15 protein-coding genes are annotated in these 17722 nt (G+C 73.2%); 8 read left to right on the top strand and 7 right to left on the bottom strand.

Annotated features, from left to right (window positions below; all coding sequences use genetic code 11):
- Window positions 1-3: 3 nt before the first annotated feature.
- A complete protein-coding gene (locus tag R2E43_RS35405; protein WP_003978118.1) occupies window positions 4-288 on the bottom strand; it encodes a hypothetical protein in 285 nt (94 codons plus the stop codon).
- 181 nt (window positions 289-469) lie between these two features.
- Between R2E43_RS35405 and R2E43_RS35400 the strand changes: the two genes are divergently transcribed.
- Window positions 470-835 carry a nuclear transport factor 2 family protein gene (locus R2E43_RS35400; protein ID WP_003978117.1) on the top strand — a complete coding sequence of 122 codons (366 nt, stop codon included), beginning with the start codon at window positions 470-472 and terminating at the stop codon, window positions 833-835.
- A 27-nt stretch (window positions 836-862) separates the two neighbouring features.
- Here R2E43_RS35400 and R2E43_RS35395 read toward each other — a convergent pair whose 3' ends face one another.
- The gene (locus R2E43_RS35395; protein ID WP_003978116.1) at window positions 863-1522 is read right to left on the bottom strand and encodes a TetR/AcrR family transcriptional regulator; all 660 of its coding nucleotides are present in this window, start codon (window positions 1520-1522) and stop codon (window positions 863-865) included.
- A gap of 199 nt (window positions 1523-1721) precedes the next feature.
- Here R2E43_RS35395 and R2E43_RS35390 point away from each other — a divergent pair, with 199 nt between their 5' ends.
- The gene (locus R2E43_RS35390; RefSeq protein WP_332056968.1) at window positions 1722-2975 is read left to right on the top strand and encodes a YncE family protein; all 1254 of its coding nucleotides are present in this window, start codon (window positions 1722-1724) and stop codon (window positions 2973-2975) included.
- 240 nt (window positions 2976-3215) lie between these two features.
- Here R2E43_RS35390 and R2E43_RS35385 read toward each other — a convergent pair whose 3' ends face one another.
- Window positions 3216-3716, bottom strand: a complete 501-nt coding sequence (locus R2E43_RS35385; RefSeq protein WP_106517574.1) for a metallophosphoesterase family protein — start codon at window positions 3714-3716, stop codon at window positions 3216-3218.
- A 122-nt stretch (window positions 3717-3838) separates the two neighbouring features.
- Here R2E43_RS35385 and R2E43_RS35380 point away from each other — a divergent pair, with 122 nt between their 5' ends.
- A complete protein-coding gene (locus tag R2E43_RS35380; protein ID WP_106517573.1) occupies window positions 3839-4420 on the top strand; it encodes a hydrolase in 582 nt (193 codons plus the stop codon).
- 19 nt (window positions 4421-4439) lie between these two features.
- Here R2E43_RS35380 and rfbB read toward each other — a convergent pair whose 3' ends face one another.
- The 4 genes from rfbB to R2E43_RS35360 form a co-directional block, all read right to left on the bottom strand.
- Window positions 4440-5414 carry a dTDP-glucose 4,6-dehydratase gene (gene rfbB, locus R2E43_RS35375; RefSeq protein ID WP_003978112.1) on the bottom strand — a complete coding sequence of 325 codons (975 nt, stop codon included), beginning with the start codon at window positions 5412-5414 and terminating at the stop codon, window positions 4440-4442.
- Between the two features lie 165 nt (window positions 5415-5579).
- Window positions 5580-5759: a hypothetical protein gene (locus R2E43_RS35370; protein WP_003978111.1), complete on the bottom strand. Its 180-nt coding sequence runs from the start codon at window positions 5757-5759 to the stop codon at window positions 5580-5582.
- 100 nt (window positions 5760-5859) lie between these two features.
- Window positions 5860-8346 (bottom strand): SpoIIE family protein phosphatase, encoded by a 2487-nt coding sequence (locus R2E43_RS35365; protein ID WP_003978110.1) that lies wholly within the window; start codon window positions 8344-8346, stop codon window positions 5860-5862.
- A 237-nt stretch (window positions 8347-8583) separates the two neighbouring features.
- Window positions 8584-9906, bottom strand: a complete 1323-nt coding sequence (locus R2E43_RS35360) for a S1 family peptidase (RefSeq protein WP_003978109.1) — start codon at window positions 9904-9906, stop codon at window positions 8584-8586.
- A gap of 581 nt (window positions 9907-10487) precedes the next feature.
- Here R2E43_RS35360 and R2E43_RS35355 point away from each other — a divergent pair.
- From R2E43_RS35355 to R2E43_RS35335, 5 genes are all read left to right on the top strand, one after another.
- Complete coding sequence (locus tag R2E43_RS35355; protein ID WP_003978108.1) at window positions 10488-10703, top strand: hypothetical protein; 216 nt, start codon at window positions 10488-10490, stop codon at window positions 10701-10703.
- Window positions 10704-10820: 117 nt separating this feature from the next.
- Window positions 10821-11627 (top strand): HlyD family efflux transporter periplasmic adaptor subunit, encoded by an 807-nt coding sequence (locus tag R2E43_RS35350; RefSeq protein WP_332056967.1) that lies wholly within the window; start codon window positions 10821-10823, stop codon window positions 11625-11627.
- Window positions 11624-13846, top strand: a complete 2223-nt coding sequence (locus R2E43_RS35345) for an NHLP family bacteriocin export ABC transporter peptidase/permease/ATPase subunit (RefSeq protein WP_189282727.1) — start codon at window positions 11624-11626, stop codon at window positions 13844-13846. Before R2E43_RS35350 ends, R2E43_RS35345 begins: the two co-directional genes overlap by 4 nt.
- 1 nt (window position 13847) lies before the next feature.
- Complete coding sequence (locus R2E43_RS35340) at window positions 13848-16670, top strand: NHLP bacteriocin export ABC transporter permease/ATPase subunit (RefSeq protein WP_011027334.1); 2823 nt, start codon at window positions 13848-13850, stop codon at window positions 16668-16670.
- 30 nt (window positions 16671-16700) lie between these two features.
- On the top strand, window positions 16701-17711 hold the full coding sequence (locus tag R2E43_RS35335) for a Ppx/GppA phosphatase family protein (protein WP_332056966.1): 1011 nt from the start codon (window positions 16701-16703) through the stop codon (window positions 17709-17711).
- Window positions 17712-17722 lie beyond the last annotated feature (11 nt).

The following is a 17722-nucleotide window of genomic DNA, read 5'->3' as shown; positions in this document are numbered from 1 at the left end:
GCGTCAGCCCAGGGCGGGGACCACGCCGAAGACGGGCGAGACCAGGCCGGTGACCTGCTGGAGTTGCTGGAGGTCCTGCAGCCGGTTCAGCTGCTGGGAAGGGAGCGGCATCCGGGCCCGGTCCTCGGCGGGCATGTCACCGACCGCGAGCGAGTCGAGGGTGTTCGTCACGCTGAGCTTCTCCGTGCCCAGCGGACCCCCGCCGGCCGCGCTCGCCATCGGGGCGGCGAGGCCGGTGACACCGGCGGCGAGCCCGACGACGGCGACGATACGTCGTGTTGAGATCATGTGCTGAGCAACGCGGGCGGGCACGGCGTGGACACGGGCGGGTGGCGCCGCTCACCCGTGAGGACCAGTGTCACGGTCACCGTTGCCGTGGCCGCCCGGACGGAGGAAGCTCGGAGGGAGAGGGCCGAGGCGGCCCGTTCGGGCTCCGGGTCGCGGCCCTCGACGTCCGAAGGAGGTCGTCATGGGTACCACGGCAGGCCCCGGCTTCGACACCGAAGCGCTGCGCCGGGGCATCGAAGGAGAGACGGCGGCACCCCTGTTGTCGCTGTACGCGCGGGACGCGGAGGTCCGCATCGTCGACCGGTACGACCAGCCCAGCCGCCCCAAGGTCCTGCACGGCCGGGACGAGATCGCCGAGATGCTCGACGACGTCTACAGCCGCGACCTGACCCACCGGATGGCACGCTGTGTGGTCCAGGGCGACCAGGTCGCGTTCTCCGAGGAGTGCACCTATCCGGACGGTGTGCGGGTGCTCTCGGAGTCCATGCTGTCGCTGCGGGACGGTGAGATCGTCGAGCAGACCATGATCCAGGCCTGGGACGAGTAGCCGTCGGTCGGCCGACGGGCGGGCCTCTCAGCCCTCCGGGGACGGGCCGGGCGGGCGCAGGACGGCCAGGAGCAGGTGGACCAGTTCGTCGACGACCTCGTCCAGGGTCGCGTCCACCCAGCCCGCGCTGTAGTCGTGCAGCAGGCCGTTGACGCCGCCGATGAACGCGGTGGCGGCGAGCCGGTGGTCACGGGTCGCCGCCTCCCCGCGTACGGCGGCCGACCGGGCCTCGGCACAGATGAGGTCGACCCAGCGGGCCCGGCGGGCCAGGCGCTGTTCCTCCAGGCGCGGGCTGACGCCGACGATCTCCACGAAGGTGATGCGGACGCGGCGCGGATCGGCGGTGACGTTGGCGGCGTAGGCGCGGAAGATCACGGCGGCGCGGTCGGCGAGGGGCAGGCCGCGGGCGCCCGCGGCCGCGGTGCGGACGGCCTCCTCGGCCCAGGCGTTGACCTGGAGGTGGAGCGCGGCGAGCACGTCCTCCAGGGTGCGGAACTCCTCGTAGAACTGGCGGGTGGACAGACCTGCGGCCTCACTGAGGGCCGCGACGGTCGTGGCGCGGTAGCCGGGACTGTCACCGAACAGCTGGAGCGCGGCGTCGAGGAAGCGCCGGCGGCGCTCGGCCTGGCGCTGTGCGGCCGACTTGCCGCCGTAGCGGCCCGTCGGCGCCCTGAGCCTGCCCGCCACCCGCTGCCTCCTCCCGCTCGCCAACTCCCGTCCCTCCGAACGAGTTTGTCGGGTCCGGGGCCTTGTGGAGAAGGGCGACCCTTCCTTACTTTGCAGTAAGTTCACTCTGAAAGCAGCTGTGTTCAGATTGCGCGCTCCGGCGCGCCAGCAGCCCATGCTCCAGCGCCCCCCACCACGCCCCCTGCCGGAGGAGAGCACCATGCCCGCCTTCTCGACCAGGCACCTCGGCGCCGTAGCCGCCGCCCTCGCCCTCACCGTCGCCACCCCCGCCGCCACGGCCTCGGCCGCTCCGGACGCCCCCGCCGGCCTGCGCGAGGTGATGTTCGTCGGCAACAACTGGGACGGCACCGCGGACGTCATCCGGTCCACCGGTGACTTCGCGCGGATCGGCCGGATCGACGTCGTCCCGGACAAGGCGGAGCGGATGGCGGAGATCAACGCCGATCCGATCAAGTGGATCTACTTCCAGGCCATCCGCAACGGCGTCGGCGAGGGACACGACCAGCTCGTCGACGACATGTACTCGACGCCGGACGGCACCTCGGTGGTCGTCTCCCGGCCGAGCTTCGCCGACGTGGTCTCCGTCGACCTCGCCACCGGCGACATCAACTGGCGCTTCCCCGTCTCGGGTTACCGCTCCGACCACATGGCGGTCTCCCCCGACGGCACCCGGGTCGCGGTCTCGGCGTCGACCTCGAACACCGTGCACGTCCTCGACATCCGGACCGGTGAGCAGGTCGGCTCGTTCGGCACGGGCGACAAGCCGCACGAGAACATCTTCACCCGCGACGGCCGGTACATCTGGAACATGTCCATCGGTGACGTGAACACCGCGCTCGACGCCCCCTGGCTCGACTGGACGAAGGGCGACCGGCGCATCACGGTCGTGGACGCGAAGACGTACCGGCAGGTCAAGGTCATCGACATGCGGCAGCGGCTCGACGCGATCGGTCTCGGGGATCACTCGGACGCGGTGCGGCCGGCCGTCTTCTCGCCCGACGAGTCCAAGCTGTACTTCCAGGTCTCGTTCTTCAACGGCTTCTTCGAGTACGACGTCGCCGGGGACCGGATCACCCGGACGAAGACCCTGCCGAAGAACCCCGCCACCAGCGAGGACCGCACCACCTGGGTCAACGACTCGCGTCACCACGGTCTCTCGATGAGCCCGGACGGCGCCAGGATCTGCGTCGCGGGCACGATGGACGACTACGCGACGGTCGTCAACCGCGACACCCTCGAGGAGGGTCCGCTCGTGCCCGCGGCCAAGCCCTACTGGGCCACCATCAGCGGCGACGGGACGCACTGCGTGGTCTCCGAGAGCGGCGCCGACCAGGTGACGGCCATCGACTTCGCCACCGGCGAGAAGTCGGTCTCCGTCCCCGTCGGCGATCACCCGCAGCGGGTCCGCATCGGCCGGGTGGCGGCGGACTGGACGGGGCCGTCGGCCGGCTGAGACACCACGCGGTCCGGGCCCGGCGGGTCGTCCCCGCACGCATGTGTGAGCCGGCCCGTCCCGGGTAGTCGCCCGGCAACGGACGAGGCATGCATGCCCTCGACACCACTGCCCCGGAAGGAGGTCCGTGACAGCGCACTCCAGAAGAAGCGCCCGGGCCGCTTCCCGCGACACGGAGCGGCCCGGTCCGCACCGGGCGGCGCCCTCACGGGTGCCGCCCGTCCCGATGCGGGCCGCCGCTCACCGCGGCGGCAGCCGGTGCAGCTCGACGTCGCGCAGCCGGCCGTCGGCGACCGTGGCGGTCAGGTAGGTGCGGTACGGCTGACGGCGCCGGTCCGTCGGCGACCCCGGGTTGAGCAGCCGCAGGCCGGTGGCGGCGGTGGTGTCCCAGGGGATGTGGCTGTGTCCGAAGACCAGGACGTCCAGGCCGGGGAAGCGGGCGGCGCAGCGGGCCTCCCGCCCCTGTGCGGCGCCCGTCTCGTGGACGACGCCGAAGCGCAGGCCGCCGAGGTCCGCGTACGCCACCTCGGGCAGCCGGGCACGCAGCGCGGGTCCGTCGTTGTTTCCGTGGACGCCGACGAGTCTGCGGCTGCGGCTCTCCACTAGGTCGAGGGTGGCCGTGTCGACCCAGTCCCCCGCGTGCAGGACGACGTCCGCGCGCGGGATCTCCGCCAGCAGCGGTGCCGGCAGTTCTTTCGCACGCTTGGGCAGGTGGGTGTCGGACGTGATCAGCAGACGCACGTGTTCCAGCTTAATCGACAGGTAAAACTGTGCAGGCTTAGCTGGACAGTTTTAGCTGTCGAACTTACGGTGGGGTCGATCGCGGCCGAACCGCGTGAGAACCACCCGAAAGGCACCGCCCCATGACCGTCACCGTTCTGGACCCCCGTACCGCCCTCGTCGTGATCGACCTCCAGGCCGGTATCGTCGCCGCGCCCACCGAGCCGTACTCCGGCGCCGAGGTCGTGGCCCGGAGCGCCGAACTGGCCGAAGCCTTCCGGGCCCGCGACCTGCCCGTGGTGCTGGTCCGGGTCTCCTTCGCCGCCGACGGGGCGGACGCCGTGCCCGGTCGCACGGAGGCCGGCGCCGGCGGGCCGCGGCCCGAGGGCTGGGACGTCGTCGTCGGCGAACTGGCCGGGCACCCCGGCGACCTCACCGTCACCAAGCGCAACTGGGGCGCCTTCCACGGCACCGGCCTCGATGTCCAGCTGCGCCGCCGCGGTGTCACCCAGATCGTGCTGACCGGCATCGCCACCAGCATCGGTGTCGAGTCCACCGCCCGGGCCGCCCACGAGCACGGCTATCACGTCACGCTCGCGACCGACGCGATGAGCGACATGAGTGCCGAGGCGCACCGGGGCAGCGTCGAGCGGATCTTCCCGCGCCTGGGCGAGACGGGCACGACGCGGGACATCCTGGAGCTGCTGGCCAAGACGCACGGCTGACCCGTACGGAAGCGGCCCGTCAGCCCGCGTCGGCGCGCCGCTCGAGCGGCTCCCACCAGGCCCGGTTGTCCCGGTACCAGGCGACGGTCTCGGCCAGCCCGGTCGCGAGGTCGCGGTGGGGGCGGTAGCCCAGCTCCTCGCGGGCCTTGCTCCAGTCGACCGAGTAGCGCAGGTCGTGGCCCTTGCGGTCCTCGACGTGCACGATGCGGTCCGGCCCCGCGCCGCAGGCGTCCAGGAGCAGGCCGGTGAGGTCGCGGTTGCTCAACTCGGTGCCGCCGCCGATGTTGTAGACCTCGCCGGCCCTGCCACGGGTGCGGACCAGGTCGACGCCCCGGCAGTGGTCGTCGACGTGCAGCCAGTCGCGGACGTTGCGGCCGTCCCCGTACAGCGGGACCCGGTGGCCGTCCAGGAGACGGGTGACGAACAGCGGCACGAGTTTCTCGGGGAACTGGTGCGGGCCGTAGTTGTTGGAGCACCGGGTCACCCGTACGTCGAGGCCGTGGGTGCGGTGGTAGGAGAGGGCCAGCAGGTCGCCCGACGCCTTCGAGGCGGAGTAGGGGGAGCTCGGCCGCAGGGGGTGCTCCTCGGTCGCCGAACCGGCGTCGACCGAGCCGTAGACCTCGTCGGTGGAGACGTGCACGAAGGGCCCGACGCCATGGCGCAGGGCGGCGTCCAGCAGGTTCTGGGTGCCGACGACGTTGGTGAGGACGAAGTCGGAGGCGGCGTGGATGGAGCGGTCCACATGGGACTCGGCGGCGAAGTGCACCACCTGGTCGGCCCCGGCCGTCAGCCTGTCCACGAGCGCCGCGTCGCGGATGTCGCCGTGCACGAACTCCAGCCGGGGGTGGCCGAGTTCGAGATTGGCGGTGGATCCGGCGTAGGTGAGGGCGTCCAGCACGGTGACCCGCGGGGCGCCGGGCGCGTCGGAGGCGAGCAGCCCGCGGACGTACCGGGAGCCGATGAATCCGGCGGCGCCGGTGACCAGGATGTTCATGAGCGGATCCGTGCCTAGTCGCGGGCTCCGTGCCCTCTTGCGGGTGGTGCGGGACCCCTGTGACGCTACCGGCGTGCCCCTCGCGGTCCGCGGCCGCCCCGCAACGCGCACCGCGCCGGCACCAAGGCCGGCGCGCTGGGCGGTGTCACCACCCTCGGGGTCCGGTCAGTCCTCGCCCCGGACGATGTTCGACTCCTGACCCGATTGCGGTGCGCGGACGGTGCTGCCGTCCTCCACGGCGGGTACGCAGGTGCGCATCACGCCTCTGCTCCGCAGGCGGCGGGCCTTCGACCAGCCTGTCTCCAGCCGCCGGACGGCGGGTTTGCCGTCGGTGTCCGTGGTCACGGGGCATCATCTTCCTTCTGGTTCCGCTTCTGGTGCGCTCGCCCCTGCGGGTCCCCGGACGGGGACCGGTGAAACCCAGGGGCCGTGCGGGCCGCGCGGCTCAGCCGCCGCCCACCGGGATCTCGCTCCACACCTGCTTGCCCCCGCTGACCGGCAGCGTCCCCCAGGTCGCCGACATCGCCTCGACCAGGAGGATGCCGCGTCCGCCGGTGGCCTCCCAGCCGATGCTGGTCGGCTTGACCGGCGTGCGCGGCGAGGCGTCGGCGACGGCCACGCGCAGCCGTCCGCCGATCAGGGTGAGGTCGAGCCGTACCTTGCCGTCGGTGTGCACCAGGGCGTTGGTGACCAGCTCGGAGACGATCAGGAGCACTCCGTCGATGTCGTCGTCCGGTACGCCCCAGGTGCGCAGGGTGCGCCGGGTGAAGCGGCGGGCGTGCCGCACGGCCTCGGGCAGCCGCCACACCGACCAGCTCTCGCGCAGCGGGCGCAGGGCCATTCCGTCGTAGCGCACCAGCAGCAGGGCCACGTCGTCGTTGCGGCGGGCGTTGCCGAGCAGGGCGTCGGCGACGAGTCCGAGGTGGTCGGGGGCGGAGACGGCCAGCGCGTGCGCGAACCGGTCCATGCCCTCGTCGATGTCGGACTCCGGCGTCTCCACCAGGCCGTCCGTGGTGAGGGCGATCAGCGTGCCGGGCCGCAGCCGCAGCGGGCTCATCGGGAAGTCGGCCTGGGTCACCACGCCGAGCGGCGGGCCGCCCTCCACCTCCGCGATCTCGGTGCTGCCGTCGGGATGGCGCAGCACCGGTGGCAGGTGCCCCGCGCGCACGCACCAGGCGGAGCCCTCCTCCATGTCGAGGTCGACGTAGACGCAGGTGGCGAAGAGGTCGGTCTCCATGCCCGTCAGCAGCCGGTTGGCGTGGGAGACCACGACGTCCGGCGGGTGGCCCTCGACCGCGTAGGCGCGCAGGGCGGTGCGCATCTGGCCCATGAGGGTGGCCGCGCCGGCGCTGTGGCCCTGGACGTCGCCGATGACGAGGGCGACGTGGTGGTCGGGCAGCGGGATCACGTCGTACCAGTCGCCGCCCAGCTCCAGGCCCGCCGTGCTGGGCAGGTAGCGGGCGACGGCGACCGCGCCGGGCAGCTTGGGCAGGCGGCGCGGCAGCAGCTGGCGCTGGAGCATGCCGACCAGCTCGTGCTCGGCGTCGAAGGCGTGGGCGCGCATCAGGGCCTGCCCGGCCAGGCCCGCGGAGGCGGTGAGCAGGGCCCGTTCGTCGGGGCCGAAGTCGTGCGGGGTGTCCCAGCCGATCAGGCAGGCACCGGCCATGCGTCCGCCGGCGGGCAGCGGCAGCACGGCGAGGCCGCCGGGGCCGACGTCGGCGAGGGCGGGCTCCAGGTCCCCGGTGCCGGCGGGCCAGATCCGGGCGCGGCCCTCGCGCAGCGCGGCGGCCAGGGTCGGCATGGCCCGTACCGGCGCGTCCGGCCACTCGGTGCGCCACTCCAGGCGCCACAGTTCGGGCCAGGACTCGGGGTCGGGCGGGTCGAGGACGGTGACGACGAGCCGGTCGTTCTCCAGCTCGGCCAGCGCGATCCGGTCGGCCCGCAGCGGCCTGCGCAGGGCGGCGACGACGGCCTGGCTGACGTCGCGGACCGTCCCGGCGGTGGCCAGCGCGGCGGCCAGCCGCTGGACGCGGGCGACGTCGGTCACGTCCGGACGCAGGGTGGAGGCGTCGGCGACGGTGCCGACCAGAAGGGCCGGCCGGCCCTCGCCGCCGGGCAGCAGGCGCCCGCTGAGCCGCAGCCACTTCGGCGGGCCGGTGGGCTGGAGCACCCGGAACTCCAGCTCGCGCTCGCCGATGGTCATGTGGTCGGACTCGGTCACCGACATCAGGGACGGCAGGTCCTCCGGCACGGTGAGGCCGAGCAGCGTCTCGACCTTGCCGTCGAACTCGCCGGGGGCCAGTCCGAACAGCCGCAGGATGTCGTCGCCGACCTCCACCCGGCCGGAGTCCATGGTCAGGGTGAAGGCGTCCGGCTGGAGGTCACCGGTCTCGGCACGGGCGGCGGTCTCGGCCGGGGCGGGGCAGGTCATCGCCTCCGCGATCGCCTCCAGGCACGTACGGTCGTCGGTGTCGAACCCGTCCGGGCGCTCGGTCAGGGCGAGAAAGCAGCCGCCGCCGTCCCCGCGCACGGGCAGGACGGCGAGCGAGAAGCCGCTCGACGGCACATGCCGTGACTCCGCCGATCCGGCGAACTCCTCCGGCCCGATCCACACCGCCTCGCCGGCGCGGTGGGCGTCGGCGACCGGGGAACCGCCGGACGCGGGGTAGCTGTCGCGTACGCCGTACAGCGAGCGGGGCACTCCGGCCGACTCGACCAGGCAGAGCAGCTCGCGATCGTCGCCCGGCGCGTAGAGCGCGGCGAAGGAGGCGCCCGCGAAGACCAGCGCCTGCTCGAGGATTACGCGCAGCCGCTCCTGCGGCACCGGTCCGGCCACGATCGCGTTCAGGGCGCCCTCGGCACGCAGCGTCCTCGGTCCGCGTTCCGCAGCGTCCTCTCCGGCCACCTCGCCATTACAGCGCTTGTGAGGCATCCGCGCAGCCCCTGGGGACCGGGGAGCGGCGATCAGGGGCACTCCGGGGCTCGCGGACGGGCGCTTCGCGCCGCCGGACGGGTGCGGGCCGGGCCGGGACCTGCCGGCGGCCAGGAGGTGGTGGCGGACACGCACCGCTGCCCGCGGGCCGTGAACCAGTGCGGCGGGCGGTGCGGCCGGGGCGCAGACCGGCCGCACCGAGCCGACGTGGCGTCAGCCCGTCAGCCCGTCAGCCCGTCAGCCCGTCAGCCCCGAGCCGTCCCCACCGCCGACGGGTGCACCGTCACCCGCGTCACCCGCGTCACCTGTGTCACCTTTGTCACCTTTGTCACCCGCACCAGCGCCGCCGTCGCCCGCGTCGCCCGCACCTCCCGCATCACCCTCCTCGCCGGCACCTGCGCCGGCACCGCCCGCGTCTCCGGCACCCGCGCCGCCGTCCTCGCCCCCGAGGGTGGCGCCGACCGCCGCCAGGGCCGTGGTGACCGGCTGGAAGAAGGTCTCGCCGCCGACCGTGCAGTCCCCGCTGCCGCCGGAGGTCAGGCCGATCGCGAGGCCGTCCCGCGTGAAGAGGGAGCCGCCGCTGTCGCCGGGCTCGGCGCAGACGTCGGTCTGTATGAGGCCGGTGACCGTGCCCTCGGGATAGTTGACGGTGGCGTCCAGGCCGAGCACCTGCCCGTCGGCCAGTCCGGTCGTACTGCCCATGCGGAAGACCTCCTGGCCGACCGCCGCCTCGGCGGCCCCGCTGATCGGCAGGGTCTGGTCGCCGAGGTCGACCTCGCTCGGCGCCTCGGTCGCCGGGTCGTCGTACCTGACGAGCGCGAAGTCGCCCTCGCCGGGGAAGACCGCCTGGTCGACGGTGGCGATCGGCTGTCCGCCCTGTGCGTCGGACCACTGGTCGGCCGCCACCCCGCAGTGACCGGCCGTCAGGAAGGCGGGCGAGCCGTCGCCCGCGGTGACGTTGAAGCCGAGTGAGCAGCGCGCTCCGCCGCCGAAGATCGCGTCGCCGCCCGACGCGAAGGTCTTGAAGGTGCCGGCGGACTTCCTGACCGTCGCCATGCCGGACCCGAGGCCGTCGACGGTGGACTCCAGCCGGTCCCACCGGTCGCCGGTGACGGTGCTGTCGGCGGTCACCAGGATCTTGTTGGTCCGCGGGTCGATCGCCCACGCGGTCCCGGGGATGCCGGCCTCGGCCTTCAGGGTCTGCGCGCCGCCGCGCAGCTCGCCCATGCTGTTGTCGACCTCGCGGACCTTCGCACCCGCCTTCTCGGCCTGCACGACCACCTGGTTGTTGTCGCCGGGGACGACGTTGACGACCAGTTGCCGGGCGCCGGAGTCGTAGTAGGAGCCGGCGAAGCTGTCGCCGAGCAGGCCGGCGAGCCGGGCGGCGAGATCCGACGCGTCCGCCGCCTTGAGCGTCCTGGGTGCCGCGGCGGCATCGTCCGAGGAGCCGCCGTCCTGCGAGGCGTTCGCGTTCGGCAGCAGGATCGCGGCCGCGCCGAGCGCCACCACACCGCCCGCCGCCATCGCGGCCCTGCGCTTGGGGATTCGCTTGTGACTCAACCTGCTCGACCTCCTGGGACCGGGGTTGATGCCCGCCGGTCCGGCAGCTGTTGGGGGCGCCTGGACGGCTGTTGGTACGCACGGACCGGGCGGGGTGTTCAGCCGGGCCCTCGCGCCGCCCCCGATCGGCACCCTCCGCATCCGGAGCGCGACGCACCGTCGCGATCACGGAGCGGAATGACTGCTTCAGCGAATCTGCACATCGAATGCCCAACCCGGTCACTCCCGTTGGCGCATCTGCACAAGCCCGCGGCGGCCCGTACGCCTTTGGGGCCGTAGTGCCCCAATCGCCTCGGCCGGGGCAAGGGGCCGCACGAGCCGATCTCGCGCACCGTGTGAAGAAGTGGCCGCGAAGGAGTGCGCGCCCCTGCACGCTTGGGCCCGCAGGCCTCGCAAGTGTGCTGGTGAGAGGGGTGTTTGATTGGAAGCCCGGACCGGCCGCGTGCTTTGATCCATCGCACCGCGGGGGCCGCGGAGGGCTCCGGAAAAGGGCGCCCGGCGCCCGCGGTCGCGGCCGTCATCTGTCCCCAGAGGGGGCCGCTCCCCCCTTGTGAAATGGCTATACGAAGGGAAGTTCCATCATGAACTCCACCCCCCAGGTTGAGACCGTCGAGATCTCCGACGCCGACCTCGACAACGTCTCCGGCGGCCTGAACGTGAACGCCGTCGGCACCGTCACCGGCCTGGTGGACGGCATCGCCCCGGTCTCCGGCCTGCTCAACACCGCCGTCGGCACCGTCGAGGGTGTCACCGGCCTGAACACGGCCCCGGTCACGGGCCTGGTCGCCGGTCTCTGATCGCGCCCTTGCGTCGCTGAGTCCCGGAGCCGTCCAGGCTCCGGGACTTTTCGGCCGTTCTCCCTCCGGCCGTGATCGTCCCCCGGCCGTTCTCACCAAGCCCTGGATACGTCAGCCGTGCAGTTCCGCCAACAGGCCCTCGCAAAACTCCAGTCGCCGGAGGAGCTCGATCTCCCGGTGCGTTTCGCCCGTCCCCAGGGCTGGCTGGTGCTGTCCGTGACGCTGATCGCCATGGCCGCCGCGTCCGTGTGGGCGGTGGGCGGCTCGGTGACCTCCACGGTGTCCGCACCCGCCGTCCTCACCCACGGCCAGGGCAGTTACCTCCTGCAAAGCCCCGTCTCCGGGCAGGTCACCGCGGTCCTCGCCGGTCCGGGGCAGCGGCTGGCCGCCGACGCCCCGGTACTGAAGGTCCGCACCGCGAAGGGCGAGACGGTGGTCCGCACGGTGGACGCCGGCCGGGTCAGCGCACTCGCCGCCACCGTCGGGCAGATCATCGCCACCGGCGCGAACGTCGCGTCCGTCGAGAAGGTCGCCCACGCCGGCGACCCGCTCTACGCCACCGTCTACGTCCCCGCGGAGAACGCCGCCGCCATCCCCGCCCACGCCTCGGTCGACCTGACCGTCCAGTCGGTGCCGACGCAGCAGTACGGCGTCCTGCACGGGGAGGTGAAGTCCGTGGACCGCTCGGCCCAGTCGGCGCAGACGATCGGCGCGTTCCTCGGGGACAGCGCGCTCGGCGAGCAGTTCACCGAGGACGGCAGGCCGGTGGCCGTGACGGTGCGGCTGGCGACCTCGAAGTCCACGAAGAGCGGCTACGCGTGGTCCTCGGCCGACGGGCCGCCGTTCGAACTGACCTCCATGACCCTGGCCTCGGGCTCGATCCGGCTGGCCGACCAGCGTCCCGTCGATTGGCTGCTGCCGTGAGCACCGCACAGGAGACCCGGGGCAGGCGCCGTGCCGCCCCGCCGAGGCGCAGCGTGCCGAAGAGCCGCGCGAGGACCGTCCGCACGCCCACGGTGCTCCAGATGGAGGCCGTGGAGTGCGGTGCCGCCTCCCTCGCCATGGTGCTGGGACACTACGGCCGCCATGTCCCCCTGGAGGAGCTGCGGATCGCCTGCGGTGTCTCCCGCGACGGGTCCCGGGCGAGCAACCTGCTGAAGGCCGCGCGGAGTTACGGGTTCACCGCCAAGGGCATGCAGATGGACCTGGCCGCCCTCGCCGAGGTGACGGCACCGGCCATCCTCTTCTGGGAGTTCAACCACTACGTCGTCTACGACGGCATGGGCCGTCGGTTCGGGCGGCGCGGGGTGTTCATCAACGACCCGGGCAAGGGACGCAGGTTCGTGTCCCTGGAGGACTTCGACGGGTCCTTCACCGGTGTCGTGCTGACCATGGAGCCCGGTGACGGCTTCACCCGCGGCGGCCGCAAGCCCGGTGTGCTCGGTGCGATGCCCGCCCGGCTGCGCGGAACCGCGGGCACGCTGCCCGCCGCGGTGCTGGCGAGCCTGCTCCTGGTGGCGGTCGGCGCGGCGGTGCCCGCGCTCAGCCGCACCTACATCGACATGTTCCTCATCGGTGGGCAGACCTCGCTGCTCGGCGTGCTGTTCGCGTCGATGGGCGCCTGTGTGCTGCTCACGGTGGTGCTGACCTGGCTCCAGCAGGCCAACCTGCTGCACGGGCGCATCATCTCCTCCACCCTCTCCAGCGCCCGCTTCCTGCGGCACCTGCTGCGGCTGCCGGTGACCTTCTTCTCCCAGCGCAGCCCCGCCGACCTGGTGCAGCGGCTCCAGTCCAACGACGCCGTCGCCGAGACGCTGGCCCGCGACCTCGCCGCGGCGGGCGTGGACGCGATCGTGGTCGTCCTGTACGCCGTGCTGCTGTACACGTACGACCCGCAGCTCACCTTCGTCGGCATCGGTGTGGCGCTGCTCAACATCCTGGCGATGCGGGTCGTCATCCGGCTGCGCGCGACCCGTACGGCCAAGCTGCGGGCGGACACGGCGCGGCTGACCAACACCGCCTACACCGGCCTCCAGCTGATCGAGACGATGAAGGCGACCGGCGGCGAGGACGGCTACTTCCGCAAGTGGGCCGGCCAGCACGCCACCACGCTGGAGGAGCAGCAGCGGCTCGGGGTGCCCAGTGCCTGGCTGGGCGTGGTCGCGCCGACGCTGGCGACGCTGAACAGCGGGCTGATCCTGTGGATCGGCGGCATGCGCGCGGTCGAGGGCCACATCTCGGTCGGGCTGCTGGTCGCCTTCCAGGCGCTGGTGGTCCGCTTCACCGCGCCGCTGACCCGGCTGAACGGTGTCGCGGGCCGCATCCAGGACTTCGCGGCCGACGTGGCCCGCCTCAAGGACGTGGAGAACTTCCGGGCGGATCCGCTCTACGACCGCCCCGGTGACGGCGACTCCACCCGCCGGCTGCGCGGGCACGTGGAGCTGCAGAACGTCTCCTTCGGCTACAACCCGCTCGACAAGCCGCTGCTGTCCGGTTTCGACCTGACCGTGGGGCCGGGGCAGCAGGTGGCCCTGGTCGGCGGTTCGGGCAGCGGCAAGTCGACGGTGTCGCGGCTGATCTCGGGCCTGTACGCGCCCTGGGACGGCGTGATCCGCATCGACGGGCAGCGACTCGACGACATCCCGCGCGGGGCGCTGGCGTCCTCCGTCTCCTTCGTCGACCAGGACGTGTTCCTGTTCGAGGGCTCGGTGCGCGACAACGTGGCCCTGTGGGACCCGTCGATCCCCGACGACGCCGTGGTGGAGGCGCTGAAGGACGCCGCGCTGTACGACGTGGTGACGCGCAGGCCGGGCGGGCTCCACAGCCCGGTGGAGCAGGACGGCCGCAACTTCTCCGGCGGGCAGCGCCAGCGCCTGGAGATCGCGCGGGCCCTGGTGCGCCGCCCCAGCATCCTCGTCCTGGACGAGGTGACCAGCGCGCTGGACGCGGAGACCGAGCTGGTGGTGATGGACAACCTGCGCCGGCGCGGCTGCGCCTGCGTGGTGATCGCGCACCGGCTCAGCACGGTGCGGGACAGCGACGAGATCGTCGTCCTCGACCACGGCACGGTCGTGGAGCGCGGGCGGCACGAGGAGCTGCTGGCGCGCGGTGGCGCGTACGCGGCGCTGGTCAGGGAGCGGTGAGATGACAACCGTGCACGAGGGGCAGGGCGACCTGGTCCTGGGGGCGCTCGGCTCGCTGGGCACGCGCGTCGACTGCGCCGGGTTCAACCGCCTCGACCTGGAGGGGCCGCAGGTGCTGTGGCTCGTGGTGTCCGGCGCGGTGGACCTGTTCGCGGTCGACGCCGGGGAGCAGGGCCACTGGCACCACCTGGGACGCCTGGAGGCGGGCTCGGTACTGCTGGGACCGGTCGCCGGGCCGCAGCACACGCTGGTGGCACGCCCGCTGCGGGACTGCGTGGTGCACCGGATCGGGCTGCGCGAGCTGTACCAGCCGGCGCCCACCCAGACGTGGTCGTACGACGCGTACGGCAACCCCCAGTACGTGCCGCCGACGACGAGTCCGCTGGAGTACGCCCTGGCCCTCGGCGTGGGACGCGGCCTGACCGTCCTCTTCCAGGCGCCGATGGCCACGGAGCGGGCCGGCGCACCCACGGACGACGACGTGTTCTGGATGCAGGTGCCGCCGGGCAGCGTGCAGTACGGGGCGGTGTACGGCGAGGAGGCGGCCGCCGACCTGTTGATGGACCCGGCGCTGTGGCAGAGCATGGTCGACCAGCAGTACCGGCTGCTGACCACCCTTGACCGGTGGATCGAGCAGCTGGAGCGCACCCACGAGACCCGCACGGCGGCCGGTATCAAGGCCGGTGAGGCGGTGCGCGCGCGGGCCGACCGGACGCTGCTGGCCTCCATCGGCAAGCGCTCGGCGCAGCGCACCACGGCCGCCGACGCCGACGCCACGTACGCGGCGTGCGGGCTGGTCGCCCGCGCCGCCGGTATTCCGCTCGCCGAGCCGTCCCCGGGCGGCACCGAGAGCGACCGGCTGGACCCGGTGGAGCGGATCGCGCTCGCCTCGCGGGTGCGGACCAGGTCGGTGCGGCTGGCGGACCGCTGGTGGCGGGAGGACGTGGGGCCGCTGGTCGGGCACCGCACCCTGTCGGGGGCGCCGGTGGCTCTGCTGTGGCGGCGCGGCGGCTATGTGGCCGTGCATCCGGCGACCGGTCGGGAGACGCCCGTGGAGCGGGCGAACGCCGGGGAGTTCGAACCGCGCGCGGTGATGTTCTACCGCCCGCTGCCGGAGCGGCGGCCGAGTCCGCTCGGGCTGCTCCGGTTCTGTCTGGCGGGCACCCGCCGGGATCTGACGTCGCTGCTGCTCGCCGGGCTGGTGACGGTGGTGCTCGGCGCGCTGGTGCCGATCGCGACGGGCCGGGTGCTCGGCGAGTTCGTGCCGAAGGCGCAGACCGGGCTGATCGTGCAGGTGTGTCTCGCGGTGATGCTGAGCAGCGTCGTCGCGGCGGCCTTCATGCTGCTGCAGAACCTCACCATCCTGCGTCTGGAGGGCCGGATCGAGGCCACCCTCCAGCCCGCCGTGTGGGACCGCCTGCTGCGGCTGCCGACGAAGTTCTTCACCGAGCGCTCCACCGGCGAACTGGCGAGCGCGGCCATGGGCATCAGCGCGATCCGCAGACTGCTCGCGGGGGTCGGCCCGACCGTGGCCCAGTCGGTGACCGTCGGGGCGATGAACCTCGGTCTGCTGCTCTGGTACAGCGTGCCGATGGCGTTCGCCGCGATCGGCATGCTGGTGGTCGTCGCCGGGGTGTTCCTCGGGCTCGGGCTGTGGCAGGTGCGCTGGCAGCGGCGGCTGGTCAAACTCACCAACAAGCTGAACAACCAGGCGTTCCAGACGCTGCGCGGGCTGCCGAAGCTGCGGGTGGCGGCAGCCGAGAACTACGCCTACGCGGCGTGGGCGGAGCGGTTCGCGCACAGCCGGGAGCTGCAGCAGCGGGCGGGCCGGATCAAGAACCTGAACGCGGTGCTCGGCGCGGTGTACCTACCGCTCTGCACCCTGTTGATGTTCATGCTGCTGGCCGGCCCGGCGCGGGGCTCGATGTCGGCGGCGGAGTTCCTCACCTTCAACGCCTCGGTGACGATGCTGCTGACCTCGGTCACCCAGCTGACCGGCGCGTTCGTGTCGGGGGTGGCGGCGCTGCCGCTGTTCGAGGAGATCCGGCCGGTCCTGGACGCCACGCCCGAGGTGCGGACGGCGAGCACCCGGCCGGGGCCGCTGTCGGGGGCGATCGAGGCGCGCCGGCTGTCGTTCCGGTACACCGACGACGGGCCGCTGGTCCTGGACGACGTGTCCTTCGAGGTGCGGCCGGGCGAGTTCGTGGCGGTCGTCGGCCCCAGCGGCTGCGGCAAGTCGACGCTGCTGCGGCTGCTGATCGGCTTCGACCGTCCGCTGTCGGGCAGCGTCCTGTACGACGGCCAGGACCTGGCCGCGCTGGACCAGTCGGCGGTGCGCAGACAGTGCGGGGTGGTGCTCCAGCACGCCCAGCCCTTCACCGGCTCGATCCTGGACGTCATCTGCGGCACCGAGGCGTACACGCCCGAGGAGGCGATGGCGGCGGCCCGGATGGCGGGGCTCGCGGAGGACATCGAGCGGATGCCGATGGGGCTGCACACCATCGTGTCGGGCAGCGGGGCGGTCTCCGGGGGCCAGCGGCAGCGGCTGATGATCGCGCAGGCCCTGATCCGCCGGCCGCGCATCCTCTTCTTCGACGAGGCGACCAGCGCCCTGGACAACGAGACGCAGCGCAGGGTGATCGAGTCCACCAAGGCGCTCAACGCCACCCGGATCGTGATCGCGCACCGCCTGTCCACGGTCCTGGACGCCGACCGCGTGATCGTGATGGAGGACGGCAGGGTCGCCCAGCAGGGCCCGCCCGCCCGGCTGCTGGCGGACACCGGCGGACGGCTGCACGAGCTGGTGCGGCGGCAGCTGGCCTGATCGGCGCTCAAATGGGTACCTGTTGCCCTCATGCGTACCAGCGTGGTGGATGTGGGGTCGAACACGGTCCGGCTCATGGTGGCGGACGCCGAGGGCGGCGTTCCGCTGCCGGTGCACACCGCGAAGTGGCGGCTGCGGCTGTCGGAGCAGGTCAGGCCGGGCGACCCGGTCCCGGAGGAGGCCGTGGAGCGGCTCGTCGGGGCGGTCGCCGACGCGAGCAGGACCGCGGACCGGTGGGGGGCGTCGGGGCCGCTGGCCTTCGCGACCGCGGTGGTGCGCGCCGCGCCGAACCGGCGTGAGGTGCTGCGCACCGTCCAGGCCCGCACCGGCGTGCCGCTGTGCACCCTGCCGGGCGAGGTGGAGGCGGAGCTGACGTTCCTCGCGGCCCGGCGCTGGATGGGCTGGCGGTCCGGTCCGCTCGCCCTGCTCGACATAGGCGGCGGCTCGCTGGAGGTCGCGTTCGGGCGCGGCCGGCTGCCCGGCTTCGTGGCCTCGCTGCCGCTGGGGGCGGCCCGGCTGACCCACGAGTTCCTGGCCGGCGGCCGGGACCCGGCCTCGCCGGAGCAGGTCAAGGCGCTGCGGCGCAGGGTCCGCCACCAGCTGCGGGACGCGGCGGCGCGGATCCGCTGGGAGGGACCGCGGACCGCCGTGGCCACCTCGCGGACCTTCCAGCAGCTCGGGCGGCTGTGCGGCGCCCCGCCCGGCCGGTGCGGACCCTTCACGGAGCGGCGGATGCGCTGCTCGGACCTGGGCGACGCGGTGGGCCGGCTGGCCGCCCTGTCCGCGGCCGAGCGGGCCCGGCTGCCCGGCATCTCGGCGCCGCGCGCGGCCCAGAGCCTGGCGGGCGCCGTGGTGGGTCACACCGCGATGAAGCTGACCGGTCTCGATGCGGTGGCGCTCTGCCCCTGGGCGATCCGCGAGGGCGTCCTGCTGCGCCACATCGAGGACGGGCCGGCCTGGTGGGCCGAGGTGGTGCGCCGCAGCGACGAGGCCGCTCCCCCGGCGCCGGTGCCCCTGCGCCTGGCGTCCGCGTCGAACTGAACGACCGCAAG

This window comes from Streptomyces violaceoruber, assembly GCF_033406955.1.
GTDB classification, from domain to species: Bacteria; Actinomycetota; Actinomycetes; order Streptomycetales; family Streptomycetaceae; genus Streptomyces; species Streptomyces violaceoruber.
The sequence above is the reverse complement of the archived record's forward strand: the minus strand, read 5'-3'. Positions and strand labels throughout refer to the sequence as shown.